Source organism: uncultured Campylobacter sp., from assembly GCF_938045405.1.
GTDB lineage: Bacteria > Campylobacterota > Campylobacteria > Campylobacterales > Campylobacteraceae > Campylobacter_B.
This window is the reverse complement of sequence record NZ_CALIMW010000262.1, coordinates 1-5,136: the sequence shown is the minus strand read 5'-3', so window position 1 is coordinate 5,136 and position 5,136 is coordinate 1. Positions and strand designations below refer to the sequence as shown.

Annotated in this window: 6 protein-coding genes; 3 read left to right on the top strand and 3 right to left on the bottom strand. The window is 35.4% G+C overall.

Annotated features, from left to right (window positions below):
• Nucleotides 1–272: saccharopine dehydrogenase C-terminal domain-containing protein (locus tag Q0140_RS11145; RefSeq protein ID WP_297964594.1), on the top strand; the 272-nt coding region annotated here is incomplete at its 5' end.
• A 134-nt stretch (nucleotides 273–406) separates the two neighbouring features.
• Here the strand turns inward: Q0140_RS11145 and Q0140_RS11140 are convergent.
• From Q0140_RS11140 to Q0140_RS11130, 3 genes are all read right to left on the bottom strand, one after another.
• Entirely contained in the window at nucleotides 407–1,459 is a 1,053-nt protein-coding gene (locus Q0140_RS11140; protein ID WP_297964592.1) for a DNA adenine methylase, read from the bottom strand.
• A 12-nt stretch (nucleotides 1,460–1,471) separates the two neighbouring features.
• Nucleotides 1,472–2,821, bottom strand: coding sequence for a hypothetical protein (locus Q0140_RS11135; RefSeq protein WP_297964591.1), 1,350 nt, complete (start codon nucleotides 2,819–2,821; stop codon nucleotides 1,472–1,474).
• Nucleotides 2,822–2,977: 156 nt separating this feature from the next.
• Entirely contained in the window at nucleotides 2,978–3,448 is a 471-nt protein-coding gene (locus Q0140_RS11130) for an ATP-binding protein (RefSeq protein WP_297964589.1), read from the bottom strand.
• Nucleotides 3,449–3,971: 523 nt separating this feature from the next.
• On the opposite strand from Q0140_RS11130, the gene Q0140_RS11125 reads away from it, so the two are divergent.
• Together Q0140_RS11125 and Q0140_RS11120 are read left to right on the top strand one after the other, a co-directional pair.
• Nucleotides 3,972–4,127, top strand: a complete 156-nt coding sequence (locus Q0140_RS11125; RefSeq protein WP_297964587.1) for a hypothetical protein — start codon at nucleotides 3,972–3,974, stop codon at nucleotides 4,125–4,127.
• Nucleotides 4,128–4,187: 60 nt separating this feature from the next.
• The gene (locus Q0140_RS11120; RefSeq protein WP_297964585.1) at nucleotides 4,188–5,087 is read left to right on the top strand and encodes an MFS transporter; all 900 of its coding nucleotides are present in this window, start codon (nucleotides 4,188–4,190) and stop codon (nucleotides 5,085–5,087) included.
• The last annotated feature ends 49 nt before the right edge of the window (nucleotides 5,088–5,136 follow it).

The following is a 5,136-nucleotide window of genomic DNA, read 5'->3' as shown; positions in this document are numbered from 1 at the left end:
GGCTCAAAGACGGCAAAGAGCGCCAGGTCTATATCTACAACGTCTGCGACCACGAAGCTTGCTATGCCGAAACGGGCGCGCAGGCCGTGAGCTACACGACGGGCGTGCCTGCGATGATCGGCTCGATGATGGTGGCAAAGGGCATCTGGAGCGGCAAAGGTGTCTTTAATATGGAAAATTTCGACGCCAAGCCTTTCATGGACGAGCTAAATAAGCAGGGCTTGCCGTGGGAGATGATAGAAATGAAACCGGGCGAGAGGTATGAAGTCTAAATTTAGGCTTGTCTTTTTCCGCTATACTTTGTTAAATTTTACCTTGCTTCACTGCGACGGGACATATAGCCCGCCTCATTCGCAAGGTAAAATTTAGCCACAAACTCTAATTTTGTGAAAAATTTTTAATAATACTAGATGCAGTATGTATTGCAAGTACAGCAAAATAGATACTCTACTGTTTTATTAGATGAATATTTTCTTTTGGAGTCGGATTTATACCTAGAATAAGAAATAGTAAATTCTTTTAGCTTTCCTTTTTTTTCAAAAACTCCCCTTATTGCTTGTATAGGTATTATTCCTTCGTTATTGTAGCTCATAAATATATATTTTGAATTAGCATTTTCAATCAAATTTTTAAATTCATTATATGCTGTATTTACAAGACAATATTTTGATCTTTTGTCATTTTCTAGTCGCAATCCAGTTTTTCCATAAATCACTGGATTATCATATTTGGCAATTGTTTCTAGTATATGATAATTTGTATAGTATTGTCTGCGATTATACGGAGGGTCTAGATAGAGCACGTCTGTGCTAATTCTTTTTATTAAATCGTTTGCATCTTGATTATATATTTCGTGTTCTTGGTGGTTAATATATAGCTTGCTTGGCCTAAAATAAAATTCTAATAAAGCTGCCTTTTTAAATTTTTTTAAATATGCTCCATATACTGAAACCGAATTAGAATACTTATCTATGCTTTCTAATAAGGATGAGATAAGAAAAAAATATTCATCAATTGTGATTACTTTGTTTTTTTTAAAAAACTCTATTTTGGTTCTTATTGCATCACACTTTTTCGCATTTTGTTCTGTAAAGTACATTCTGCCATCCTTGCCAGCTGGTGAATAATTTTCTGCAATAAAGCCATGAATCGGTTGTAAAGTATTAAAAAAACGAAATACTTCTTTTAGAATATTATTTTTATCTCTTATTTTTAAAAATTTTACTAATTCTTTGAACTCTGGCTTTTTATGATTTCCTATAAAATGTCTATTTAAAACATATGAATAATATTGTAAATCATTGGCTATTATCTTAAAACCTAATTTCTTAAAATTTAAACCAACCACACCTGTTCCAGAGAATATATCGCAAAATATCCTACAGTTGTCATCTATATTTTCTAATATTATTTTTTTGATGAACGGCAGGAGTTTAGTCTTGGCACCTATATAGTTCAATAAACAACCTTTTTACGAATTTCTTATATTTCCAGTTAATATGTCCAGGAAGAGTCTATTCCTCTTATCTGCTGTAAAAACAACACTATCAAAAGATAATACGTTTATATAGGCTTGGACCCAGGGAATATATGAATAGTAATAATGTAATCTATGTTCCCCGCCGCTTAGTATATTAGGTTGGTAGCCTCTTCTTCGTAATAAATCTTCAAATTTTGTATCAAATTCAAAAAACGAATATACAAAAACGTCTTTTATTTGATTGACCATAATTTTTCTAAAAACATCAGCATATGTTGCCAATTGATCCAAGGCCTTGCTTCTGTCATATTCATTTAAGCCTATCCTTTTTAATTCTATAATTACCACATCTTTTGAGTCAATTGATGCTTCATCGTCTGAATATAAAATAAGCAAATCTGGTCTATCTAGTTCATACCCTTGTGGTACTTCTCCTAAATCCGTAGCTAATTCTTCTCTAATTTTTTCCATAGTATTGTCGCTTGCGGCAAAGTTAAAAGTCATAAATTTATCATCGAATAACCAAAAATTATTTTGTGCAATATTTTCCATATTATTGTAATTACTTGTTTTCCTAGGCATTATTAGGTCATGTATGTCGCCCTCAGAAAAAAGTTTCTCTGAATCTTTGCTTGTATTTGTTTGATAAATATTCTTAAGCATCTCTATAATCACCTGACGATAGGCAAAGTAGTGTGCCAGTTGCTCTTGCCCAGTTTCTGTAAAATCTTTTGTTATTTCTATATATTTATCTTTTTGAAAATTTCTTGTTTTTAAAATATTTTCAGAAAATTTTTTAACTTCCTCTTTAACTTTTTTGGATGAATTTTCAAATAATTTTTCAGCATCTTTTTTTATATCATCTATACTTTTAGTAAAATCATCCATATCTTTTACATACCTAGCCAAATAAGGATTTTGATTAATAACTTCTTCTTTTTTTAAATTAAAATTATCCATTATATTAGGAAATTTATCTACAATTATAGCTCTAATTGTCTCTCGTAATTTCAAATTTATAGACGGCATAGTAATAGGCGCTTCTTCTGTTGGATTATTTTGATTAAAAAAAACTATAAAATCTTCTCTGGAGTCGTCAACTATTTCTTTAAAATAATCAGAAGTCAAACAAAAAATAATAGAAGGTCTGCCCGGTAAATCATCACTAACTTTAGTATCATTCGGGAAATCTTTAATTTTTCTATAGGCGGCTGCATAAAATTGCATATTTTTTCTTGCATCATCATTTTCTATTCTGTAATAAAGCTTAAAAACCTTTGTTATACTACTATCGTTAGAAGAAACGCTAAATACTTTTTCTTGAAAATTATAGGATAGCATCTTGCTGCTTATGAGCTTTTTGTTTATCCACTCCTGATCATCTATAAAAATAGTCAAATTTTTATCATTCGTGCTGTACTCTATAAATAACGGAAGCAGTTCTGTAAAAATATTTTCTTTTATTTGGTCTAAGTTAAATTCTTTGTTTTGATAAGCCTATTTTAAATTTTTGTACTCTGTTATAGTATAACTTTTATCGCTACTTTTTTCTTCTCTAGTAAGTTCATCTATTGAATTATAATTAAAATTAACGTTAAAATTTATTTTTGTTTCTTTCCCGAGTTCTTGCCCGTTGTTTTTAGTTTGACTTGTTATGAATATATCGTCAAATACTTTTAAACATAATATTCTTCCGCTACCAAGAGCTCCCTTGTCGGCATTTCTTTCAGTATACAATGTTAAAAAGGCGTCCGCATCTTCGTCGGTGAACCCATGCCCATTATCTTCGATACTATAGCTGACGATATTATAAATGGATCCTTCGCCGCCATGCTCTTCTAGCTGAAATTTTATTTTTATAATATCGGCGTCAGCCTGTATTGAGTTTATAATGCTTTCGTAAAGCGGTCTAAAAAAATCTGGACTTTTCTTGATTCTCTTAATGGCCTGAGCTATATTTACTTTCATGTGCAATCCTTATGTTTTCTGCTCTATTCTATCAAAATATTTTTTTAAAAAATATTTAAAAACTCAAATTTTGTAAGAAAATTTAGCAATATTGCCTTGCTGCTTTGTGTTTACGAAGTAAGGTTAAAAATGAGAAATTTTTTATGAAAAAATGAGGGAGTATTGCTTAAGCGAAAGATACTGTACCTTATAATCTTGTATTTAAATTTGTTCGGTTACATAGTTTGTCGCAAAATTTAGTCTACCTTGATTAAAGTTTCTTGAAAAACCCCAAGCAAAACTAAGTAGAATTTTTACCCCGCTTGTATTTAAATTTATGCCAAAAATTTTACATTAAATTTACTCCAAGCTTCTGTACTGAAAGGCATTTAAATTTTAGCTATAATTACACAAAATTTACGCGGTAAATTTGGGCAAATTTAAATCTAGTCGCGCAAACCCTGCGCTCACTCAAATAACAACAAAAGGAAAAATTTGAACTCCTCAAAAACTTCACTATTTTTTAGTCGTGCCAAGCGCACTTATGGCGTGCACATCGCTATCCACGGATGTATATCTACCTGCTATGCCTACGATGGAGCGACAGTTGCATGGCGATGCGGAGCTCACGATAACGGGCTTTTTGATCGGCTTTGCTATAGCGCAGCTCGTATGGGGGCCTATCAGCGATAGAACCTAGCGTAAAATCCCGCTTTTTATCGGTATGGCGCTCTTTGCGATCGGATCAGTAGGATGCGCGATGTCGGACACTATGGCTAGTGTCGTATTATGGCGCGTGTTTCAGGCCGTGGGCGCGTGCGTAGGACCGATGCTAAGCAGGGCGATGATTAGCGATCTTTTCGGTAGCTCGCAGGCCGCACAGATGCTCTCTACGCTAGTTATTATCATGGCGATAGCGCCGATAGTGGGTTCGTTATTGGGCGGCGCGATACTGGAGTTTGGCTCTTGGCACGGGATATTTTGGCTGATGGCGCTAGCTAGTGCGGTTATGTTTGTGATGATTTTTTCTCTGCCAGAGACCTTGCCGCCGCAAAAGCGCCCCACAAAGCCCACCATATCGTCTTTTATAAACTATCTAAGATTATTGCAAGACGCCAAATTTATGCGCTACACTCTTAGCGTGACGTTTTTCTATGTAGCCGCCTATGCCTTTATCACGGGCTCATCCTTTGTATATATCGATTATTTCGGCATTCCTAACAAATACTACGGATTTTTATTCGGCATAAACATCGTGGGCGTCATGGCGCTAAATTTCGTAAACAAAAAGCTAGTAAAGCGCTATGTGCTAAACCGCCTACTCATAATCTCCACTCTCGTTGCCGCGCTTGCTGCCAGCGTGCTGTTTGCGTTTGCGTTTTTCAAAACGGGCGGCGTTCTTGGCGTGATAATCCCGGTGTTTTTCGTTTTTAGCATGAACGGCATCATCGCTTCTTGCTCCAATGCCGCCGCTCTTGATAGCGTGCCGCAGGAGATGAAAGGCTCGGCCGCTGCGCTCATCGGCTCGTTGCAATACGGCAGCAGCATCCTCTCCTCGGCGATGCTTGCGGCGTTTTGGGCGGGTACGCCGCGAGTGATGTCTTGGGTCATAGCGCTGTTTGTTTGGCCAAGCGCGCTCGCGGCGCATTTAAACAAGTAAATTTTAAATTGCGGCGAAATTTTATAATTTGCCATCGAGTTCGGCTCTG

Excerpts from the sequence above, each read along its gene's own strand:
- Q0140_RS11120 (WP_297964585.1), top strand. The coding sequence starts at position 4,188 with ATGTCGGACACTATGGCTAGTGTCGTATTATGGCGCGTGTTTCAGGCC.
- Q0140_RS11130 (WP_297964589.1), bottom strand. The coding sequence starts at position 3,448 with ATGAAAGTAAATATAGCTCAGGCCATTAAGAGAATCAAGAAAAGTCCA.
- Q0140_RS11135 (WP_297964591.1), bottom strand. The coding sequence starts at position 2,821 with ATGCTATCCTATAATTTTCAAGAAAAAGTATTTAGCGTTTCTTCTAAC.
- Q0140_RS11125 (WP_297964587.1), top strand. The coding sequence starts at position 3,972 with ATGGCGTGCACATCGCTATCCACGGATGTATATCTACCTGCTATGCCT.